General features: G+C 39.4%; 17 protein-coding genes. 10 read left to right on the top strand and 7 right to left on the bottom strand.

Going from position 1 to position 23,333, the window contains the following annotated elements; genetic code table 11:
* Positions 1-50 precede the first annotated feature (50 nt).
* The 5 genes from IE867_RS00510 to IE867_RS00490 all read right to left on the bottom strand — a co-directional run bounded on the left by IE867_RS00510 (position 51) and on the right by IE867_RS00490 (position 7,709).
* Positions 51-3,131, bottom strand: coding sequence for an efflux RND transporter permease subunit (locus tag IE867_RS00510; protein ID WP_192482819.1), 3,081 nt, complete (start codon positions 3,129-3,131; stop codon positions 51-53).
* A 3-nt stretch (positions 3,132-3,134) separates the two neighbouring features.
* Positions 3,135-4,343 (bottom strand): efflux RND transporter periplasmic adaptor subunit, encoded by a 1,209-nt coding sequence (locus IE867_RS00505; protein ID WP_192482818.1) that lies wholly within the window; start codon positions 4,341-4,343, stop codon positions 3,135-3,137.
* A gap of 100 nt (positions 4,344-4,443) precedes the next feature.
* Positions 4,444-5,385, bottom strand: a complete 942-nt coding sequence (locus IE867_RS00500) for an alpha-L-glutamate ligase-like protein (protein ID WP_192482817.1) — start codon at positions 5,383-5,385, stop codon at positions 4,444-4,446.
* Positions 5,386-6,987: a UUP1 family membrane protein gene (locus tag IE867_RS00495; RefSeq protein WP_192482816.1), complete on the bottom strand. Its 1,602-nt coding sequence runs from the start codon at positions 6,985-6,987 to the stop codon at positions 5,386-5,388. It lies immediately after the preceding gene.
* On the bottom strand, positions 6,984-7,709 hold the full coding sequence (locus tag IE867_RS00490) for an ATP-dependent zinc protease family protein (RefSeq protein ID WP_192482815.1): 726 nt from the start codon (positions 7,707-7,709) through the stop codon (positions 6,984-6,986). The genes IE867_RS00495 and IE867_RS00490 overlap by 4 nt, the downstream gene beginning before the upstream one ends.
* Before the next feature lie 334 nt (positions 7,710-8,043).
* Between IE867_RS00490 and IE867_RS00485 the strand changes: the two genes are divergently transcribed.
* The 6 genes from IE867_RS00485 to IE867_RS00460 all read left to right on the top strand — a co-directional run bounded on the left by IE867_RS00485 (position 8,044) and on the right by IE867_RS00460 (position 16,478).
* A complete protein-coding gene (locus IE867_RS00485; RefSeq protein ID WP_192482814.1) occupies positions 8,044-9,105 on the top strand; it encodes a DNA cytosine methyltransferase in 1,062 nt (353 codons plus the stop codon).
* Positions 9,105-10,304: a DNA cytosine methyltransferase gene (locus tag IE867_RS00480; RefSeq protein WP_203249591.1), complete on the top strand. Its 1,200-nt coding sequence runs from the start codon at positions 9,105-9,107 to the stop codon at positions 10,302-10,304. The genes IE867_RS00485 and IE867_RS00480 overlap by 1 nt, the downstream gene beginning before the upstream one ends.
* A 13-nt stretch (positions 10,305-10,317) precedes the next feature.
* Positions 10,318-12,030: an McrB family protein gene (locus tag IE867_RS00475; protein ID WP_192482812.1), complete on the top strand. Its 1,713-nt coding sequence runs from the start codon at positions 10,318-10,320 to the stop codon at positions 12,028-12,030.
* 60 nt (positions 12,031-12,090) lie between these two features.
* Positions 12,091-14,652: a DUF2357 domain-containing protein gene (locus tag IE867_RS00470; protein WP_192482811.1), complete on the top strand. Its 2,562-nt coding sequence runs from the start codon at positions 12,091-12,093 to the stop codon at positions 14,650-14,652.
* Positions 14,653-14,726: 74 nt separating this feature from the next.
* Positions 14,727-15,347 (top strand): IMPACT family protein, encoded by a 621-nt coding sequence (locus tag IE867_RS00465; RefSeq protein ID WP_192482810.1) that lies wholly within the window; start codon positions 14,727-14,729, stop codon positions 15,345-15,347.
* Between the two features lie 63 nt (positions 15,348-15,410).
* Positions 15,411-16,478, top strand: coding sequence for a beta/alpha barrel domain-containing protein (locus IE867_RS00460; RefSeq protein ID WP_192482809.1), 1,068 nt, complete (start codon positions 15,411-15,413; stop codon positions 16,476-16,478).
* Positions 16,479-16,598: 120 nt separating this feature from the next.
* Here the strand turns inward: IE867_RS00460 and IE867_RS00455 are convergent, their stop codons facing one another.
* On the bottom strand, positions 16,599-17,030 hold the full coding sequence (locus IE867_RS00455) for a Fur family transcriptional regulator (protein WP_192482808.1): 432 nt from the start codon (positions 17,028-17,030) through the stop codon (positions 16,599-16,601).
* Positions 17,031-17,571: 541 nt separating this feature from the next.
* Between IE867_RS00455 and ubiD the strand changes: the two genes are divergently transcribed.
* The 4 genes from ubiD (at position 17,572) to IE867_RS00435 (ending at position 21,647) form a co-directional block, all read left to right on the top strand.
* Complete coding sequence (ubiD, locus tag IE867_RS00450) at positions 17,572-19,041, top strand: 4-hydroxy-3-polyprenylbenzoate decarboxylase (protein ID WP_192482963.1); 1,470 nt, start codon at positions 17,572-17,574, stop codon at positions 19,039-19,041.
* Between the two features lie 118 nt (positions 19,042-19,159).
* Complete coding sequence (locus tag IE867_RS00445; RefSeq protein WP_192482807.1) at positions 19,160-19,915, top strand: CDP-alcohol phosphatidyltransferase family protein; 756 nt, start codon at positions 19,160-19,162, stop codon at positions 19,913-19,915.
* Positions 19,916-20,050: 135 nt separating this feature from the next.
* Positions 20,051-20,617 carry a UbiX family flavin prenyltransferase gene (locus IE867_RS00440; protein ID WP_192482806.1) on the top strand — a complete coding sequence of 189 codons (567 nt, stop codon included), beginning with the start codon at positions 20,051-20,053 and terminating at the stop codon, positions 20,615-20,617.
* Positions 20,618-20,630: 13 nt separating this feature from the next.
* Positions 20,631-21,647 carry a DUF475 domain-containing protein gene (locus tag IE867_RS00435; protein ID WP_192482805.1) on the top strand — a complete coding sequence of 339 codons (1,017 nt, stop codon included), beginning with the start codon at positions 20,631-20,633 and terminating at the stop codon, positions 21,645-21,647.
* 228 nt (positions 21,648-21,875) lie between these two features.
* Here IE867_RS00435 and gcvPB read toward each other — a convergent pair whose 3' ends face one another.
* Complete coding sequence (gene gcvPB / locus IE867_RS00430; protein ID WP_192482804.1) at positions 21,876-23,330, bottom strand: aminomethyl-transferring glycine dehydrogenase subunit GcvPB; 1,455 nt, start codon at positions 23,328-23,330, stop codon at positions 21,876-21,878.
* Positions 23,331-23,333: the final 3 nt, after the last annotated feature.

Here is a 23,333-nt window from a genome sequence, read left to right as displayed (position 1 = left end):
GATCTACAATCCCTTATAAATAAATACATTCCATTGTTTACACATTCAAATTAACTTTGTAATAATCGCGCCTTATTCGCTTTAAGTATTTTCTTTTTCTTATGATCTAAAGGTGACAAGATCACATAAGCCACAGGCACGATCAATAATGAAAATATCGTACCAAAACAAAGTCCACCGACAATCACCCAACCAATCATATTATTAGCAACATTCCCAGGGCCCATCGCCAGTGCCAAGGGAATCGACCCCAACACCATTGCTGAGGTTGTCATCAAAATCGGGCGCAAACGTGTAATCGCACCTGTTTTAACGGCATCGACTAAGGACACACCCTCTTTGAAGTTTTCATTGGCAAATTGCGTGATCAAAATACCGTGCTTACTAATCAGACCAACGAGTGTAATCAAACCTATATTCGTAAATAAGTTCAAATCCCCTCCTGTCATAAGCATCGTAATCAAAGCCCCAACGGTAGATAAAGGAACGGTAAGTAAAATAATAAATGGATCAACAAAGCTCTCAAACTGAGCAGCGAGCACCAAATAAATAAAAATCAATGCCAAAGCGAATAAACCAAACATCGTACCACTAGAGGATATAAAAGCTGCCATACGCCCACCAAAATCAACACCAGCACCATCAAGCTTTGTTTGATTTGCCAGTTTATTGATCTCATTGTAAACCTCACTCATGCTATAGCCGCTTGAGATATTCGCACTAATTTGTGCGGTATTAACCCGATTGTATCTAAAGAGACTACTTTGTCTAACATCTGGGGTCACCTTGATTAAGTTTGACAATGGCACCATTAACCCTGAATCACTTGGCACATAGATCTTACTTAAGCTACCAAAGCTAGATAAATCTTTAAGATTCATTTGCACCAGAACTTGATAGCTTTTCTCATCGGTTTTAACATCAGTAATATGCTTACCACTCATCAAAATACTAAATGTATCGGCGATGTTTTGCGAGTCGACCCCAATATTTGCCGCTAATTTGCGTTGAAACTTCACATTATAAACAACATTATCAAACTTCAGACCATTGTTAACATTATTAAGTCCTGGGTAATTCATGAGTTTCTTGGTTAGGCTATCCGCCGCTTTAACCAAATGATCAATTGATCCGACATTATGCAAATAAATGATCACATCAGAGCCATCAGCATCAGGTCCAAAACTCACAGGATCTGGGATGTTCATACTGACTTTGATGCCAGGGATCTGCTGAGCCTCAGCGAGTAATTTGTCAATAACTGTCTGAGTTGGTACTTTACGTTTATCACCCCATGGTTGCATTGTGACAAAGTTATTGCCATTGCCTGAGAATACATATTCGGCATTGTTCAAAATATAAGGGTTATTATCATAAACACGCTGACTTAACATATTCATATAGTAATTGGTATAATCAAGTGCTGCACTAGGCGGAGAAGTAATTGTCGCCTCAAAATATCCAATATCCTCTTTGGGAATAAATGACTGAGGCACGACTTTAAACAACATAAAACACAAAACACCCAAAGCAACGAGTAATGCTACCACCCAATATTTTGCCTTTAACACAAAGTTTAATACTTTGGCATAAGCAGCATTTAACTTATCAAATGCATGATTAAGCATCAGCTCAATTTTAGTCTCTTTTTCCCGTGATTTAAGAATATAGGCACACATCATGGGGGACAAGGTCAATGCGACAAAACCTGAGATTAAAACGGACCCCGCTAAAGTAAACGCAAACTCTCTAAAAATAGTCGCACTAAAACCTGATAAAAAGCCAATCGGTGCGTAAACTGCTGCAAGTGTTAACGTCATCGCAATCACTGAAAATCCAATCTCCGCTGAGCCTTGTACGGCTGCATCAAAAGGCTTCTTGCCCATTTCAATATGTCTATGAACGTTCTCAAGCACAACAATGGCATCATCAACCACCAAACCAATCGCAAGAATAATTGCTAAAAGTGTGACAACATTGATACTAAACCCACATAGTAACATGACACCAAAGGCACCGATAACACAAACAGGGATGGTTAAGATCGGAATTAGTGCAGCACGGATACTACCCAAGAATACAAACACCACCAACATCACCAAAATAATTGCTTCAAGCAAGGTATCATAACCATCAACAATAGATTTTTGCAAAAAGGTTGATTGATCATAAACCACTTTGACTTCCATGCCTTTTGGTAGCTGCTTGGCAACGCGTTTGAGCTCTTCTTTGGCAAGGTTTGCCACCGTAATTGGGTTGGCGTTATCCGTCGGTCTTAGCTGCACACTTATGGCATTTTGCCCATTAATCAACATAGGCGAGTCGCTTAAACTGGCATTACCTAGATCCACTTTCGCAATGTCTTTTAAATAAACCGGCGCACTGCCACTATCTTTAACAACAAGGTTTTTAAATTGATCTGCGGTGGTCAAATCAGTATCTGAACTAATGGAGAAATTACGATACTTGCCGCGAACGCTACCACCTGAAAAGCTAATATTGTTACTATTTAAGGTGCTTTGCACATCCGAAACAGTAATACCAAGCGCTGCCATTTTTTGTGGGTTAAGCCAAATTCGCATCGCGTAATCACTGGCACCATAGACCCACACAGCCCCCATGCCTGGAATGGATTGAAAAATTGGAACAATATTCTTTTGCACATAGTCACGTATTTGTGCTGATGTTAGATTTTTATCTAACACACCTAAGTTAACCACAGGACGCTCAACGCCTCCTTGAGTGACACTGGGCGCATTAATATCAGCAGGCAGTTTTTGCGATATAATACTTGAGATATTATCACGCACCTGCCCCATGACATTAGTCATATCAGCATCATCGGCAAAGGTTAAGTTGATTTTGCTACTGCCATAAGAGCTTGATGAAGTCATCTTGACCAAACCATCAATATTGTACAGTGCATCTTCCACCGGTACTGTAACATCATTTTTCATCAATGTCGGCGAGGCACCTGAGTATGAAATTGAGACTTGTGCAATTTTCTGTTGAATCTTAGGGAAATAACGAATCTCAAGATAGCTAAAGCCAACGATACCTAAGACGATAATCATCAAACTTAGAACAACCGCAAAAACGGGTCTCTCAATACATATCTTAGAAAGCTTCATGCGTTACTTACTTCCATTATTACTATTATTACTATGAGTGTCTGTCTGATCGTTAATCCCAAAGCCACTTTTCGGATCAATATTGATATTTAATTCTTTTTGTAATTTATCAAAGCTTGGTGGTGGCAAATCAGAAATGCTAATTTTAGCGCCATCAGTAAGCTTAAACCCACCTATGGTCACTACTTTTTGCCCTTCTTTTAAGCCTTTTGTTATCTGCGTCCAGCCACTGCGCACCATACCAATATCTATTTGCACCATTTTAACCGTGTTATCAGGGTTGACCACATAGACAAAGGATCCTTGCTGATTCGTCTGAATCGCCATATCTGGTAATGCCAAAATCGCTTGTTTATCCTTTAGGATTTGTGAAACCGACATAAACATCCCAGGAGACAATAAATAATCATCATTATTGACCTCAGCTTCAATCTCAAGTGTGCCACTTTTGCTATCTACCGTTGGCGAGATATAGTTAACAACACCTTTGAATATTTTCTTTGGATACGTTTCAGTAGAAAGCTCAACCTCATTACCAATCGCCACTTTTGGCTTAAGGTCTGCCGGAATCGCAAAACGTATCTTTAATGGATTCTCCTGTGTCAACTGCACAACGGCCGTACCTGCTGCCACATACGCACCAACATCAAACTTATAAATCCCAAGCACGCCAGTAAATGGTGCTTGTAGTTTATCATGCGCGACAACCGTTTTTTGTTGATCAACATCGGCTTGTGCTTGCTGCAAATCCGCATATTTCTGGTCAATATCTTCTTTAGAAATCGCTCCTGATTGCTCCAATAACTTGACGCGCGAATAAGTTTGCTTAGCTAAATCTAGCTTTGCCTGTAATGAGCTTAAGGTTGCCATATCTTGCTGATCATCTAAAGCTGCAACCGTTTCACCTTTTAAGACCCTGTCACCGTTTTTAAAATATTTCTCTTTTAACTTACCACTATTATCAAAGCTTAAATCAACTTGTTTTAACGCATAGATATTACCCACTGCAGTAATCGTCTCTGGCACATTAATCTTCCTAACCTCACCGACATTAACCGCCGTAGGTTTGACCACTTGCTCCTTATCTGCTGCATAAGCAGACTGATGCAGACTCATCAATGGTACAGCTAAAGCCATCATCAACGTAGTGATCTTTACTGTTTTTACTGTTTTTGAAATGTGATATTTATTATTTTCATTGTTGTTGTTCATAGGCTCACTTGTCATGGAATGTGTTAAGTCATAAGCTAATTTGATTATAGCCACTGCTTTTATTATGTCTAATAAACTATGATCTTTTATTATCACCAAATTATAATCGATCTAAAATATACTCAATACGCTCTTCCTTGGTCATTGACTCATTAAGCACTGGTTTGATAAGCTCATGACGTTTTGCCAAACCAACTTGGTTCGCAATTTGAATATTAAGACCAGGACGTGCATTTAACTCAAGCATCAGTGGTCCATGATCTTTATCTAACACCAAGTCAACACCCAAATAACCCAAATTGGTCATATCATAACTGGCACTGGCAATCTCTAAACATTTCTGCCAATGTGGCACAGTAATCCCCTCAATCTCGTGTAAGGTATCTGGGTGGTGTGTGATAATTTCATTATGCCAAACCCCATGCAGTGTCAAACCAGTTTTTAAATCAACACCAGCACCAATTGCACCTTGATGTAGGTTTGCTTTGCCACTTGATTGTTGTGTTGGTAAACGCACCATTGCCATTACTGGAAAGCCTTTAATGAGAATAATGCGAATATCTGGTACTCCTTGGTAGGCAACCTTGGCAAAGGTTGGATCAAACTGAATCAAATACTCAATCATCGCTTTATCAGGACGGCCACCAAGTGAATATGCGCCACTTAATGTGGTTGAGGTATGGTAGCGCAACTGATCTAGCGTCATTAGTTTACCATTTGCCAAACGGTAACGATTATTAATAAAGTGCGTAATGACAAGAATGCCCTCACCACCGGCACCTTGTGCAGGCTTTATCACAAATTGATGACGATCGCCTAAAATCGATTGTAGATTTTTATTATCATGCTCTGAACCAATTACGCCATAAAGCTCAGGTACATTAATATCATGCTCAAGTGCTAAGGATTTGCTCTTGAGTTTATCATCAACCAATGGGTAGTATTTGCGATCATTATATGCTTGGATATAACCAACATTGCGATTATTAATCCCCAATACACCTGCTTGTTTTAGTGCACGCCATTTACTAATCCACCACATTTACTGCTCACCTTTGTCTGCTTTTCCTTGTTGCTGATCATTAATCTTCTGCGCCAATGCTTCAAAACGATAAAGCTCAGTCAAACGGTAGCCACGATAACGTCCAATCAATAACATCACAGCCATCACGACTAACAAAAGCCCGGGGAAAGTGAAAAACCAATACTCTAAATAAGCATTAAATATAAAGATATAACAGATCGTTGCAGCAAATAGACTACCAATGGCAATCTTAATTGCTTCAGTACCACCACGCTCTTCCCAAACGATCGATAAACGCTCTATCGACATGGTTAAAATAACCATTGGGAATAAGGTGATTGATAAACCTTGTGATAGTTCCATTTTATGCATTGCAATACTGATAAGCGCCATAATAAGCACAACAACACACAGAAGCATTCCAAGCCGTGGCACGACCAATAATTGCAATTTCTCAAAATAAGCTCTAAAGCTCAATCCTAAAATGACCACTAATGAAAATAAGATAATCCCCCATACTAGACTGGTATCCTTAAATGCTAAGGCAATCAATACCGGCATAAATGTACCCAATGTTGGCACACCAATAATAATCCGCAAAATCAAAATAATCAGCACACCAAAAGGCACCATCAAGATGATTTTATAAATTTCTTGTGTCTGCGCTGGTAGATTAAGTAACGAAAACTCATAAATATTTTGTTTTACCGTGTCGTTTTTAAGATCTAAATAACGCTCCATCGGGATGCTTTGTTGTGCTGCGATAAAAGATACAAGCTTAACTGTCCCGCCTTGGACATTGACAAAATCGCCATTGCCACTCCACCATGTCATCGCTTTGGTATTAGGGTTATCAATATACTCACCCGTGCTGACATCATATGTGTGCCAATCTTTACCGTAATAAACCTTAATCCACGCTGGCAAGTTTCTAAGATTTAATTTCCCTTCATACTCATAAGGAACCACATGGATAATTAGATTTGGTAAATTAAGCTCAGTTAACAAATAGTTAAGTAATCTTGCCCGTGCTTTTGCTGTTGGTTTACCGTTGGTCATCTCTTGCCAGAAATATAGATTACCATCATCATTGATAAAGTTGATGGCTTGTGCAATCAAGGTTGCTGAATCTGCAGATTTTTCTGCAATCCCTTTTGCCGTAGTTAACAACGTTAATAACCTTTTAGGTTCTAAAATATCTTTTATTTTCTTTTTCTCTTTTTCAAGATCAGGAATAGTGTTTGGTACACTTTGTGCATTACTTGCCACCGTCACATCATAAATTACCGTTTGCTTATGGTTCACCTCACTCTTAGAGAGCACTGCCATACGGTTATTTTTATCCTCTGAACGCAACACAATCTTACCAAAACCTGCTGCATTAATGCTTTCAGCTAGAACATCCGCCTTAACCAAGTTTGGCACCAACAAATTCACCTTAAGTGATGAATCCGTCGTATCTGGCGCAATCTGCAACTCTGCATTAAACTTCCACGTCATATTTTCACCATTTGGCCACCATGAAAGTCCGAGTTTAAAGTGCTGATAAAGACTAAAACCAATACCTGCCACCAACAAAATGATTAGTAATGTAAAAAATTGTTTATTAACCTTGCTCATTGCTTATCCATATCATTTGCATTGCCACTATTTGACGCTTTATCACTAATGTTATTCGCTTTCTGTAGTTTCTTTGATTTGTTATCAGAAACTTCCGTTACATCATTTCTTTGATCATTACTTATTGTTGCTTCTTTTGCTTCTTTCTCCTCTTGCTCTTTTGCCATCTTAGCAAATAACGCTTCACAGGCACTGCCATCCATCGTGAATTTTTGTGCAGGATCGATCACAGCACCTAATTGAATTAATGCTTTTCGCCCTAAAAGTACAGGGTAGTCAAAATGCGTTCTATCGGTTAAGTTAACCTCAATCGTATAGATTTTGCCATCAAAACAAACCGGCATTTCAACCACAGGCCGCTCATCATATTGATCTTTTGTATCTTCACCAGCACGGTTTTTAATCTTCATCTCACGCTTTAACGGCAGATCATAGGCTACCTTTTCGACTTTATCTTTATTGCGCTTGCCCTGCTCTATCGCCTCATGTGTGACATCAAAGCGTACATGCTTCTTACCATCTTTTTCATAGATGTGGATATTGGTGGCTGAAATCGATGAAACACCAGCTCCTGTATCTAACTTGGCATCTAAGAGTGTTTTGCTTGGTAAAATATACACATTTTCAACATAACCATAACCTGTTTTTATATTTGCCATCGCTGTACTCGTCATTAATATGATTGATAAAGCTAAGTGTTTGATGATCTTATTTGCCTTCATTTGTTTCCCTTTAAAGTTTTATTTACCTTTAGGCAGTAAATTGCTCTGTAGTATAGTTATAAACTTGTTATTATGCCAATGGATATGCTATTAACTATAAAGCCTAATTATAAAGCGCCCAATAACACCATATTTGTATTAATTGAACCTTAAGAATGATATAAATAACGTGGTTAAACCCCGAAAGAAAGCTTGATTCTTCGATGTCATCTATATATCTTTAACCCTATTTAATGAATATGACCAGATTGAGTCTTTAAGATGTCACCTGGTTAAATAACTTGACGAGCCGTAAGTGAAGTTATTTATAAAAAATTTTTAGTAGTAATTGATAATGAAGAAAAATAAAAATTTAGTCGATTTATTTTCTGGATGCGGTGGCCTTTCATATGGTTTTGAAATGGCAGGATTTAAAAGCATAATTGGTGTCGATATAGATGCTCCTGCTCTTAGAACGTTTGCGTATAATCACCCACATGCTAAAGCTTTGCAGCTAGATTTATCGGACCCTATAAGTATTGAAAAAATCATTTCAGAAATTGATGGGAGAGACGTTGAGGTAATTGTAGCAGGGCCACCCTGTCAAGGGTTTTCTTTAACAGGTACAAGAAATGAGAATGACAAAAGAAATAAACTTTTTTATTCGGTTTTTCAACTTGCAGAACTTATTAAGCCTAAATTTATTGTAATTGAAAATGTACCAGGAATTGCAAATCTTTATAAAGGAAGGGCTAGGCAAGCAATAATTAATGAGTTCAAACGGTTAGGTTACTCTTCATCTGAAAAGTTAATGTTTGCCCCTGACTACGGAATCCCTCAAATAAGAAAAAGAATGTTCTTTGTTGGAGTGCTAGGTGATACTACTTTTGAGTTTCCAAACCCCACTCATGATGAGGAGAGTTATGTTACTTGTAAACAGGCAATTAGTGACCTCCCTCCCTTGCAATTAGAGGTTGGAAGTGAAAAAGTTGCCTACACAATGCAACCCCAAAGCCAATATCAAGAAATAATGCGGAAAGACTCTGAATATCTTCATAATCACGTAGGTACTAGGCACTCTGATTTGGTAGTTTCTGTTATTAGGCAGGTTCCAGAAGGTGGAAATCATAAAGATTTGCCTCCCGGAATCGGAGATTCACGAAAATTTAATGAAGCTTGGACTAGGTATCATAGTAAAAAACCTTCAAAAACAATTGACACAGGCCATAGAAATCACTTTCACTATAAGTGGGATAGAGTTCCTACCGCTCGAGAAAATGCTCGCCTTCAGTCTTTCCCCGATAATTTCCATTTCTTAGGACCGAAGACTCAACAGTACAAACAAATTGGGAATGCTGTTCCTCCATTATTGGGTTTCGTATTAGGGAAACAAATACAAAAAATGGGAAAATGTTAATGTTTAGCACTATTGATCTATTTGCAGGCTGTGGAGGACTTACCGATGGTTTTAAACAGTCAAAAAAATTTGAACTAAAAGCTCTAGTTGAGTGGGACAAGCATGCAGTGCAAACATTAAGACATCGACTTGAAACTAAATGGTACTATCAAGATGTAGAATCAAAAGTGATTCATTTCGACATTCAGAGAACTGATGAGCTAATCAATGGATATAAAAATGATGTTGATTACGGAACTTCCATAGGATTAAATCGCCTTGTTCAAAACCAAAAAGTAGATGTTGTTATAGGCGGGCCTCCTTGTCAGGCTTACTCAGTAGCCGGACGAATTCGTGATGAAAAGGGAATGCATGAAGACTACCGAAATTTTTTATTTGAGTCCTATATTAAAGTAGTTAAACATTTCAGACCAAAGGCCTGTATTTTTGAAAATGTACAAGGCATGCTAAGTGCTTCGCCTGGCGGTGTCTCGATTATTGATAGAGTAACGGAAGCCTTTCATAACGCGGGTTATTATATTTCAACCAACTTACGAGAAAATGCACTTTTTGATACCGCTGACTTTGGGGTCCCTCAAAAAAGGCTAAGAGTTATTATTGTGGCTATTAGTAAGAGAGATTTTTCTGACTATAAAGAAAGAACAGAAAAATTCTATAAACAGCTAAACTCACTAAAATCAAAGACCATAAAAACTGTTTCGGATGCTATTTCTGATCTTCCCGGCTTATACCCTTTAGAAATTATGGAGAAGAGAAAGTCACATATAGCAGCTGAAAGCATTACTCATATCTCAAATCACGAACCTCGCTTTCATAATAAAAGGGATATAAATATTTTCAAATTATTAACCCAAGATATTTGTAATGGGATGAATGAATATATTAACAGTGAAGCATTAAAAAAACTTTATAAAGAACGAACTGGGAAAATGTCAACGGTTCATAAATACCATGTTTTGCGTTTGGATAAACCTAGTAATACAATTCCTGCTCATTTATATAAAGATGGCTTAAGACATATACACCCAGACCCACTTCAAGCACGCAGCATTACAGTTAGAGAAGCTGCAAGGTTACAAACATTTCCTGATGATTTCTTGTTTAAAAGCACCCAAGGGAATAACTATAAAATGATTGGTAACGCAGTCCCCCCATCATTTGCAAAGAAAATAGCATTAGCACTCAGCGAAATATTATAGAAAAGGACATTTTATGGCACAGCTAGTTTGGATTCACAAATTTAATGAGAATGAGTTAGGTCTTGGAAAAAGAGGGTCATTTTGTTTGGTACCAGTCGAAGCAAGAAAAATCTTTTTCCCAGATCAAGACTTTAAAGAAACTCCTGAAATTAACGGAAAAATATCCCTTCTGCTACAAGATGTAAACGAAAGTTGTGATGCTAGTTACACTAAACCACCTTCCAAGACAGAGCACAGGTTGTCACTATCTGGTTTTGCCAAGTATATTGGTGGTCGAGGCTCTAAAAAGTTGATAACCCCTGATGTAATTGGATGTTTTTATCGAAAAGGCAATAGCTTATGTTTTTCCACTGCTCAATCTGGAACTGTTTATGACCAATTACTAAAAGATTTCCCTACTAGAAAGAAGGATAACAATTTAATTACTGAGGTAGAGTTTGAGAGTAATTTAACCACAAAGAACACTTTGAAGACTAATTTATTAATGTCGCTACCAAAACCCTTCCTTCTTCTTGCTGGCATTTCCGGTACAGGCAAGACACGTTTTGTGCGCGAACAAGCTAACGCAACAGGCAATATTGCTGAAACCTATTGCTTGACCCCGGTTCGCCCTGATTGGCATGAGCCCAGTGATTTACTTGGATATATCTCGCGTTTAAACGGAGCTGCTGAGTATATTACCACCGATGTATTGCAGTTTATTGCCAAAGCATGGCGTGCCATTGTAGACAGCGGATTAACTATTGCAGCGCAAAATCAATGTCTGATGGTATCAGGTGATAGTGATGCCCTAAAACACGTACCACCCTATTGGCTATGTTTGGATGAAATGAACTTAGCCCCTGTTGAGCAATATTTCGCTGACTATTTATCGGTACTAGAAACCCGTGAGTGGCGTTGGATTAATGAGGATTTCACCTACAGGAGTGACGCACTATTAAAACCCACTACCATCAACCAAGTGGCTGACCAACACAAACTCCGCAATGAGCTAGGCTTTGCCGCCATTGAGTATGACGCATTATGGCAATTTATTTGCCAATATGGTTTAAGTCTTCCGTTTAATCTCATCGTGGCAGGCACGGTAAATATGGATGAAACGACTCATGGCTTTTCACGCAAAGTGATTGATCGTGCGCTAAGCTTTGATTTTGGTGCATTTTTCCCAAATAACTATGACGACTTTTTTGCGCCAACAAGTTGCAATAAACCTTTGAGTTACCCAGTTTGGTCACAGGCTAATAAAACAGATTTAGCTAATACCTGTGATGTTGATGGCTCAAAAACAATAGCATTTTTGACGGCTGTCAACTCAGCATTGAAAAACACGCCTTTTGAACTTGCTTTTCGTGCGCTTAATGAGCTATTACTTGCCGTTGTCAGCAACCGACCTGAGAAGGAATTAGCCCTCAAAGCCATTTGGGATGACTTTTTAATGTGCAAGGTATTGCCCCGTATTGAAGGTGATAGCGATAAACTAATGACAACAGATGGTGAAACCTTGCTATCTAAATTAAATACAATACTAGCTATTCAATTAGCACCTATCTGGGATGCTAATAAGGACAATGAGAATATGCGCCCTGATTTATATCGCGAGAATGTAGTAGCTGATAACGCAGCGGACGAAGACAAAGTACTGCGCATTCCATGTCGCTCAAATGCCAAGCTTAAGTGGATGGAAAATCGTTTAAAGAGCGCGACATTCACTAGTTTCTGGCCTTAATCATGTTTGACTTTATTGTATACATGCAAGGCCAACATCTAGCAACAGGAGTGCCAAAGAATGCCAGAATTAATACGATTACGAACGCCTGATTTTGAGCTCTCGATATGGACGAATGATATTAGCCATCGGCTTAAGGTTTACCAAAGTACTCTAGCAAATAGAGCAAGCTTAACACCAAATATAAGCGGTCATAACGATGATAAGATCAATGCTATTCACACGGGGAGTAACACTTTAGAACCAAGCTACGTATTGCGGTTTTCTCCAGCGATTGAGTTGGAAAGCCTCAACGTTTATCCAAACATTAAAGATGATCAAAACGACTCTATTAAACAGACAAATAATGCGACAGAAATTGTTAAGAAGTATGCCGAGCTAACATTAAACTCACCACTATTTTTTGAAAATACACACTATCAGTTTGAATGGGTGTTTTTGCGTGAAGTGACTGCTGCATATTTAACACATCGAAGCCAAAGTGTGAATGATGCATTTCAGCTAAAAGCAGCAAGAGGAAGCATACCCGCACGTCTAACTGGCACTATTAATACAGGCAATGATGTAGGCTGGCTACGTTTGCCGCTAACCTTTGAGTGTGATGGTAAATCCCACATTCAATATATTGCATTTGAAGTACTGCCGACTAAAATGCTATTGCATCAAGGTTTATGCGTTATGTACCAAGCTATTGATCAGGTTTACCCACTTTGGCGCTTTAGTTTAGTAGAAAAAACTGAGCAAGCTGCAGCCACTAGCAAGCAACGTGGACATTTTCCTTTAATGTGGCTTGCGAATTTTACAGCATTACGAGCGCGCTTTGAGCAAGGCTTAAATGTGATTTGCACAGCACCCCATAGCCGCCTATTGCCTACCATTAGCAACATCAAAGCTGCAAAATTAAAAGGACGATTACCACATAAATTAGCAACACAGGTAAAGCAAGATTTTGCCAATGGTCACCATGATAAACACTATCAAGTCGAAAAAAAGCAGTTAAGTGTAGACACGCCAGAAAACCGCTTTATTAAAATGGTAGCCAATCACAGCAAACGGCAATTAGCTAAATTTGAAGTTGAATTACGTGAAAGTAACCAAGCACCGGAGAGTCAACGTTTATCTGATTCTTTTTTAAATGAGCTGCATAGCTGGCAACAGCCACTGCAAAAAGTGTTACGCCAAAGTTTTTTAAAAGACGTAAGTCCATACACAGGTTTACGTTCTGAATCGTTAGTACTACAACAAAAAACCGGCTATAGCATGGTGTATCGTGTTTGGCAAGAGCTGAAGTTTTACTTAGATGTATTTGGCAATCACTCTAGCATTTCAATGAAATCAATAGCGGAGATTTATGAGGTTTGGTGCTTTTTGTGCCTTAAACAGATTTTAGAACAAGATCTTAACTTTGGACTCATTGAGAATGGGGCTGCCAAGCTAGAACAGAATAAATTTCTTGAATATCAATTTGAGGAGGATGGCTTTGCTGGTGCTTTTTCTTTTAAGCGTGCTGATGGTGTTACGGCAAGGCTAGCGCATGAGCCTCAATTTACAAAAAAAGGTCGCCCAATACGCTCATATTTGGTAAATCAAGAACCCGATATTGTTTTAGAAGTTACTCTCCCTAAAACAGCAAGTTCAAATGAAGAAAAGAAATTTATCTGGTTATTTGATGCTAAATACCGCATCAAAACCGATAAGAACCGCTTTGATAATCACGAAGATATTGATACTACTGACCATGTACCAGATGATGCTATTAACCAAATGCATCGTTATCGTGACGCATTAATACACTTATCTTACTCACCATCAACACCAAATCAACCAGTGAAAAAAAGCCGCCCTGTGCTTGGCGCTTTTGCATTATATCCAGGCTTTTTCGATCAAACCATAGAGCAAAATCCTTATGCCACTGCGATAGAAGAAATTGGAATCGGTGCATTTGCCCTATTACCTAGTCAAACTGAAAATGATTACTCCGGTCGCCAATGGTTATTGCAGTTTTTGCAAACACAAATTGGTACGCCAACAAAAGAGCAACCTGAGCAAGACAATGCCCTTATGTGCCCTATGGCAAGCATGGTTGAAAGGCTCTATGCTCAAGAAGCAGCGCGCATTCCATATTACGGTATGCGTCAAGTACTCTACCCAGACTTAACGATGACAGCGGCATTGGCTGGACAACATAGCCGTGACAAGGCCTACTTTGAAAGGTTCAAACAAGGATCAGCGCGGTGGTATCACTTGCGACAAAATACCTTTTCACAAAAATTTAAACAGCATATCGCTCAGGAAATCCGCTACTTAGCGCTAGCATCCACCTCTGAAACTCAGAGCTCAAGTAAAGAAATTGAAAGGCTTTGGCCAGTTAAGCACGTAACAGTATTGCCACGTTACCAGATGACGACAGAGCAAACTGGTAAATCATCTAACGCTACTGAGCTATATTATTTATTTGAACTTGGCAAGCCACTGACATTGCAAACCCTAGTGACCAATGTACCGCATCGCCCAATGATAAACTCAATGAAGCTTACCACTTTAACACGCTTGGAGAGCGTAACTAAGTTTGTCGAAGTGGAAAAAGTGTATGAAGAGGCGCTACTCAAGGAGACACCATGAAAATCTTTCATACATCAAGTTGGTATGTAAACCACGAGATAACCAATGGCATTTGCATTAATTGAACCTTAAGAATGGCAACAATATCGATTATGACGACAAATTATTACAGCGTTGAATGCATTTCACGGCATGAGATTGAGCCGATTAAAAAGTCTCGATTTATTGCTCACTTACTGCCTTTAAAAGAGCCTTCTGAGCTTCACAGTTTCCTGCAGCAACTTACCAAAGAATATACCAACGCCAATCATCACTGTTGGGCTTATCATCTCTTTGACAATCAGCAGATTCGTTTTAATGATGATGGCGAGCCTTCAGGTTCTGCTGGCAAGCCCATCCTTAACCACCTTCAAGGCAATAAACTTATTAATGCTGCCATTGTTGTGACACGAATTTTTGGTGGCACCAAGCTTGGCGTAGGCGGCTTAGTACGCGCCTATGGTCAAGCAGCCAGTGAAGTTATTAAAAATAGTCAGCTTGTGAGCTTCACACCAACCAAGAAACTTTCCCTGACCTATCAATACAGAGATACCGCATTAGTTGAGCAAGTACTACACACGCTTAAATTAACACCGATTGATTCGATTTTTGGTAATGACATTACCTTGCACTTCGATATTGCATTATCAAAATGGGATATCACTTATCAAGCACTACTAGAAATGACACAAGGACGAGTAATTATTCATCGATAAATCGCTTTGCATTTCCTCTTTTTTTCTCTACCATGTGACAAATCAATTGAGTTTGAAGCAGCTATGTTATACCCAACTTACGATATTCATAAGTCTTATGATGAAAATTACAACAATGGACCCATGTGTGATTTTACCATCCCCAAGCGCATTCAATTAAAGCCGATTAACTTGTGGGGATATCATATAAACTCACCGATTGGTGTGCCAGCGGGTCCCTTAATTAATGCCGAATATATTAAACTATATGCCCAATTAGGCTTTGATCTGCCGGTGTATAAAACTGTGCGCACACTTGAGCGCAAAGTACATCCGGCACCGAACTGTTTAATGGTTGATAGTCATAAGCAATTAACCATTGATGATATTGGTCAAAGCATTTACCCATTTGATCAAGCACCACAAACACTGCACGAGATTGCCATTACCAACTCTTTTGGTATTCCAAGTAAGTCAATTGCAATCTGGCAAGAAGATATTGCCAAAGCCAATGCGTTTATGGCACCTAATCAACTGATGATCGTCTCATGCGTTGGCACACCTCAGCCAGATCGCAGTTTTATCGATGACTTTGTTCTTTGCGCAGAAAAGGCCGTTGAAGCAGGTGCTAAAGCCATTGAGCTTAATTACTCATGCCCTAATGTTGTTTCTAAAGAAGGCAGTATTTATCAAGATGCTGAGCTTTCAAGCACCATTTCAAAAGCGGTAAAAAAAGCAATCAAGGATGTGCCGCTTATGATCAAGATGGGCTATATCAAAGAAGAAGCCAAAGCATATGATATCATCAAAGCCAATGCGCCTTTTGTTGATGGCATTGCGGCAATTAACACCATTTCAATGCAGGCCAGAAACAAAGATAATACACAAGCACTTCCTGGTGAGGGACGCTTAAATAGTGGCATTTGCGGCAGCATTATTAAAGACCTATCGCTTGAAATGACCAAGCGCATTCATAAGATACGCAAAGAAAATCACTTTGATTTTGTACTTTGTGGTGTGGGCGGCATTGTTTGCCCTGAAGATATTGATGACTATCTAAATGCAGGTGCTGATATTGCCATGAGTGCAACAGGTGCCATGTGGAATCCTTTATTGGCGCATGATTGGCAGCAGTTGCAGACAACAAAGTAGTCGCTAACTCACGCGCTTTTTTCTTTATTCTTCTGACTAAGACTAAATATCCACCCACAAACGCTCAGCTAACGCTTACACAATCAAGATGGGCAGCACTATGGTCATAGCCATTCTTCTTTATTTTTTCTTTTTCTTATTCAAACAATCGTTGCATTCGATATAGAGCACCGAGCTATGCTCAACAAGATTGCCGCCTAGCTCTTCTACCGCTTTGATTTGTCTTGCCTCAATCACATGATCAACAAATTCTTCAACTTTGTGACATTTAACACAGATCATATGATCGTGATGATCATCCGAATCAAGTTCATATACCGCTTGATCTCGCCCCAAATTTAAACGCTGTAACAATCCGGCAGATTCAAACTGTGCCAATACGCGATAAACCGTTGCAATACCGATATCTTCTTCTTTTTCTTTAACAATTCGATAAACATCATCCGCAGACAAGTGACGCTGTTCTGATTCTTCAAAAATACGTAATATTTTCAGTCGTTGCTGCGTGATCTTCAGTCCCGCCTGTTTTAAATCTTCTTTTCCTAATGACATTTGTATATAAGAACTCACTAAATTCGTCAATGCTAGACATTCTAACCTGATCATTTCGATAAATGAAGAAGTCACTCACGTAAAATTTGTAGTTGTTTATATATACCGCTCGTAAATCATTTTGCAGTGTTCAGTGCCGAAGAAGTTTTTGATGCTTTTGGGTGATTATATTGCAGGCAATAGCTAGGACTATTGTCAAAATAGAATCGCTCAAAAGGGCGTAAAATTCAATGGTAGAAATGCTGTGAAATGGTTTGTGGGCGGTATATATTACCAAACAAAAACAGTTGCTTTAAGCGTCTGCCCTCACCCGTGCAGCTTATGCTGCATGAGTTCTCCCACAAGGGAATAGGTTATTTGACGTTGGTTGAGCGTCAGTCGAAGCCATAATGCGTTCGATCTTAACTACAACCCTTCGACTATGCTAAGAGGATGGTTAATACTTTGCACTTTAGAGAAATCAAAGCATCATACTTGCTTTTTTGCATCGTGAATCATTACCATAAGTACCATCTTTAGATAAATTGATAAGACATTTATGCTGAACTACAGAGACTTACGCGAATTTTTAGATCACTTAGAGGAAATGGGTGAGCTAAAACGCATCAAACAAGAAGTATCACCCTTTCTAGAGATAACTGAGATCTCATCACGCGTACTTCGCAACAAAGGACCCGCGCTTTTATTTGAAAACCCAAAAAATCATGACGTGCCAGTATTAACCAACTTATTTGGCACTGAAAAACGCATTGCTTTGGCACTTGGTGCGGACGATGTTAGTCAACTGCGTGAAATTGGTAAACTTTTGGCTTACTTAAAAGAACCTGAGCCACCAAAGGGGCTTAAAGATGCTTGGGATAAAATGCCGATCTTAAAGCAAGTCTTAAAAATGTCACCTAAAGTCATTAAAAATGCACCATGCCGTGAGGTGAGCATCAATAAAGAAGAGATTGATTTTTATCAAATGCCCATACAAACCTGTTGGCCTGGGGATATTGCCCCACTTGTAACATGGGGCTTAACCATCACTAATAGCATTCGCAAAGAGCGTTTAAACCTAGGTATTTATCGCCAACAAGTCATTGGCAAGAACCGCCTTATTATGCGTTGGCTCCATCACCGAGGTGGCGCGCTTGATTACCAAGCTTGGTGCAAAGCCCATCCGCAAACACCTTTTCCGGTATGTGTGGCATTGGGTGCTGATCCCGCGACTACTTTAGGTGCGGTGACACCCATTCCTGATACGCTCTCTGAATATGCTTTTGCCGGATTATTGCGTGGTAGCAAAACCGAGCTCACCTCTTCAATACTTCATGGTGAAGATATTATGGTACCAGCGCATGCTGAGATTATTTTAGAGGGTTTCATATACCCTAATGATGTCGCTGAGGAAGGCCCCTTTGGTGATCACACTGGTTATTATAATGAGGTTGAAAAGTTTCCTGTATTCACAGTTGAGAAAATCACTCATCGCAAAAACCCAATTTATCACAGCACCTACACCGGACGCCCACCAGATGAGCCCGCTATTTTAGGTGTTGCCTTTAATGAGATATTCGTGCCCATTATTCAAAAGCAATTCCCTGAAATTGTTGATTTCTATTTGCCACCTGAAGGTTGTTCCTATCGCTTAGCAGTCGTTAGTATCAAAAAACAATACCCAGGACACGCCAAACGCGTGATGATGGGTGTTTGGTCATTTTTACGTCAATTCATGTATACCAAATTTGTGATTGTTGTTGATGATGATATCAATACGCGCTCGTGGGAAGATGTGATTTGGGCAATTACTACACGTATGGACCCAACAAGAGATACGACCTTAATTGATAATACACCGATTGATTATTTGGATTTTGCCTCGCCTATTGCTAGCCTAGGCTCAAAAATGGGATTAGATGCCACCAATAAACTCCCTGGTGAAACAACACGCGAATGGGGTGAGGTGATCACCATGCGTCAAGATATTATTGATAAAGTTGATGCTATTTGGAATGATTTACAGATTTAATTTATGCCTCAGTTATTTACTCTCTGAAACCAACACTCTAATTAGAGATTTTCTTAGGCTTTCTATCTTAAGTTTTTTTTGCTACCCTATGCGGACTTTGAGTTTACATTAAAAGTCTATGCCTATTTTGTTTCAGCGTATTTACGCATGGTTCGTACACTTATTTACCGCTAGTGGTGCTGTTTTCTCAGTACTAGCCTTAACCAGCTCAGCACAAGCTTATGCTGCTAAATTATTAGGGAATCATCTTGATTATATCCATTATTTAAAGCTTTCCTTTCTCTATGTCGTCATTGCGATTTTGATTGATGCTGCTGATGGCACATTAGCACGTCGTGTTGATATCAAAAAACTCGCCCCTTTAGATGGCGGGCTATTGGATAATATTATTGATTTCACCAATTATGCGGTTATCCCTGCTGTTTGGGTTTACATCACTGATGTCGTACCTGATGGCTTTAAAACACTCGCACTTATCTTGATCATGCTCGCTTCGTGCTATCAGTTTTGTCAACTTGATGCCAAAACCAAAGATCATTTCTTTAAAGGCTTTCCAAGCTATTGGAATCTGGCAATTTATTATCTGATTTATTTCCAGTTCTCAGGAATCACTAACCTTGTAATTATTGTTGCTCTAACGATTTTGACCTTTGTGCCGATTAAATACATTTACCCATCACGCATGAATTATCTAAGCAAACGTAAGTCCATTATTTCTTTGATGTTTATTTACACATTGATATGGGGTGCAGCAACGATTGCTTCAGCGCTTATTTGGCCAGCATCCAATGCCCTTTTGACTTGGACGATTGTCAGTTATATTTTGGTCTATTTTCTATTTAGCCTTTATCGCACGTTAAAGCCTTTAGACTAGCTGTAAATAAAAAGTATTGGGCGTATGCAATACGCCCCTACAAAAAACAATTACTCTGAATTAATCCCTGTAAAATATCGCACCTGTCGTATATACTCCCAACCAACTTAAAATATCACTTTATTACTCAAGCACATGCTTAAACATAATCGAATTATTATTGCGTTATCCGGTGCCACTGGCATTGAATATGCTGTCAGAATGCTCAAAGTTCTAAAATTGCAAGGCATTGAAACACATTTAATCATATCAAAGCCTGCTGAAATGACGCGTGAATACGAAACAGAGTATCGCTCACAAGAGATCAAATCCTTAGCGCATAGCTATTATGCCAATGCGGATATTGGCGCTAAAATTGCCAGTGGTTCCTACCCAACCGATGGTATGATCATCATTCCCTCATCGACCAAAACCTTGGCTGAAATCGCTAATGGCATAGGTGATTCGTTAATCGCACGTGCTGCAGATGTCGTGCTCAAAGAGCGACGTAAACTTATTATTTGCTTAAGAGAAACCCCCTTTAGCTTAATACACATTGAAAATATGCAAAAAGCAACATTAGCAGGTGCGATTATCATGCCACCTGTACCTGCTTTTTATCATAAACCGCAAGCACTTGATGACATTATCGATGACTTTGTTTACCGTACACTCGACGTTTTTGGGCTAAATTTACCACAAATGAAACAATGGCAAGGATAAAAGGATAAAAAACATGCATCAAAACCTTAAATATTTTTACAGTGCTTTTTTCATCACGATCGTCGGCATCATTGCTGCCATCATGCTTGAACCAACACATAAACTTTATGCACTTTATTTGATTTTGGTATTATCTCTTTTGGAGATTTCATTGAGTTTTGATAATGCAGTTGTTAATGCCAAAGTACTTGCCAAAATGCCTAAAAAATGGCAAAAAATATTTATCTGGATTGGTTTGCCAATTGCTGTATTTGGTATGCGCTTGATCTTCCCTATCCTTTTGGTTAGTGTAACGACAAGCTTATCTTTCCTTGATGTCTTTAAACTTGCCACCAATGATCCTGCTGCTTACCAACATGCCTTAGAGCTTGGTTTCCCTACGATTTGTGCGTTTGGTGGAGGTTTTCTGATCATGGTGTTTTTGAAGTTTTTCGTTGCTGAGAAGCATGAGCTACATTGGATTCCAGCGATTGAAGAGAATAGATTTATTAGTCTGATTCGTCACTACCCAGGGGGGTATATTATCTTTGCATTAATTATTGGCTTTATCGTTATTTACAATTCAGATAGCAATCAAGCTGGTACACTGGCACTTGCTTTTTTAATGGGCTTAATGGTGCATGAAGCATTAGGAATATTAAACCACGCCTTTGGTAGCAACATGACGGGCAAGGTTATGCAAAATGGTCTTATGGGCTTTTTATATCTTGAAGTATTAGACGCGTCTTTTAGCTTTGATGGTGTCATTGGTGCCTTTGCCATTTCAACAAATATCTTTATTATCATGATTGGTTTGGGAATTGGTGCGATGTATGTACGCTCACTCACCATTTTCTTTGTTGAGCATCAAACCTTAACAAAATTTCGCTATCTTGAGCACGGCGCACACTACGCCATTGGCTTTTTAGCGGTTGTGATGTTTATTAAAATCTATACTCATGTACCAGAATGGTTAACAGGAACGGTTGGTATTGGTTTAATTATTGTGGCATTTGTTCATTCAAATATTGCAAATAAACGCTCGAAATAACCTCTTGGTAATGAATCAAGAATAAGTTGCACTTTAATTTCCCCCTCTCCCGCGCAGCTTAATGCTACACGACCTCTCCCACAAGGGGCGAGGTGCTATCTGATGCAACTTATTCATACATCGTTACTTGCTTGCCTTCGACTTACGCTCAGGCAACGTGAGGAAGGCTGAGCGTAAGTCGAAGCCAAACACTCGTAGAGGAGTATTGCATACGCCCTTCTTCCAGCTCTAGCAGCACTGTCCAAAGACAACATCCAACTCGCGCACGGCTTTAACATCATCCACGCGTTTCACCGGTTGCGTTAATGGCGCTTCTTTCATTTTCTCAGGATTTGTTCGTGCTAGCTCACGAATTTCAATCATCGCATTAACAAACTGATCCATTTGCTCGCGCGTTTCTGTCTCAGTCGGCTCAATCAATAAACACTCAGGCACTAACAATGGAAAATACATCGTTGGCGCATGCATATCGTGATCCAAAAGCTGCTTAGCAAAATCATTGGCATTAACACCATAGGCTTTTTTCTCAGGTGCTAATGAGACGATAAACTCATGTGACGCACGACGATCAGGTAATGCAATAGTAAAGCCTGCCAACTTCAAACGTGCCATCATATAGTTAGCATTTAACGTGGCAATCTCTGAGGCTTTGGTTAAACCATTGCCACCTAATGTTTTAAGGTAAACATAAGCACGGATCAACACGCCAACATTACCCATAAAAGCATGCATCGCACCAATGGTTTGTGGAATTTCCTCTTTACCTTTAATGCGATAGATATCACCCTCTTTAACAATGGTTGGCACTGGCAGATAAGGTAATAAGCGTTTATTCACGGCAATAGGACCACCTCCTGGACCACCACCACCATGCGGTGTTGCAAAGGTTTTGTGAACATTCATATGCATTACATCAAAGCCCATCTTGCCTGGTTTGGCTTTACCCATAATCGCATTTAAATTCGCGCCATCATAATACAAAAGCCCGCCTGCCTCATGCACAAGCTTAGCCACCTGTTCGATATCACGTTCAAATACGCCCATCGTTGATGGGTTGGTTAGCATAATCCCTGCCGTATTAGGTCCTAGAACCTTCTTTAAAGCCTCAATATCAATGTCACCGGTTTTAAGTGATGTTGGAATCTCAATCACTTTGCACCCTGCCATCACCGCGGTTGCAGGGTTTGTACCATGTGCGGCATCTGGCACAATGATTTCATTGCGATGCGCTTCATTATTAGCAATATGATACGCTCTGATCATCTGCACACCGGCAAACTCACCTTGAGCCCCGGCACAAGGCACAAGCGACACACCATCCATACCAGTGACTTCGCTCAAGATTTCTTGCAACTCATACAGCATCTCCAACAAACCCTGCTGTGTCAACTCATCTTGATAAGGATGAATATTTAATACCGATGGGTTAAAGGCACACTTTAACGCGATACGTGGATTGTACTTCATCGTGCATGAACCCAATGGATAAAACTGCGTATCAATCGAGAAATTCTTTTGCGATAACTTGGTGAAATGACGTAAGACTTCAAGCTCACCTAATTCTGGTAATAAGGGCTTATCATCGCGCAAATGCTTTTGGTCAAAATGAATAGCATCTGACACTGCCCACTTTTGTGAATTTGCTCTACGGTTTTCCGCTGATTTTTCAAAACTAACTGTCATTGA

Origin of the sequence: Cysteiniphilum marinum (assembly GCF_014857925.1) — a bacterium.
Lineage (GTDB): Bacteria > Pseudomonadota > Gammaproteobacteria > Francisellales > Francisellaceae > Caedibacter > Caedibacter marinus.
The sequence above is the reverse complement of the archived record's forward strand: the minus strand, read 5'-3'. Positions and strand labels throughout refer to the sequence as shown.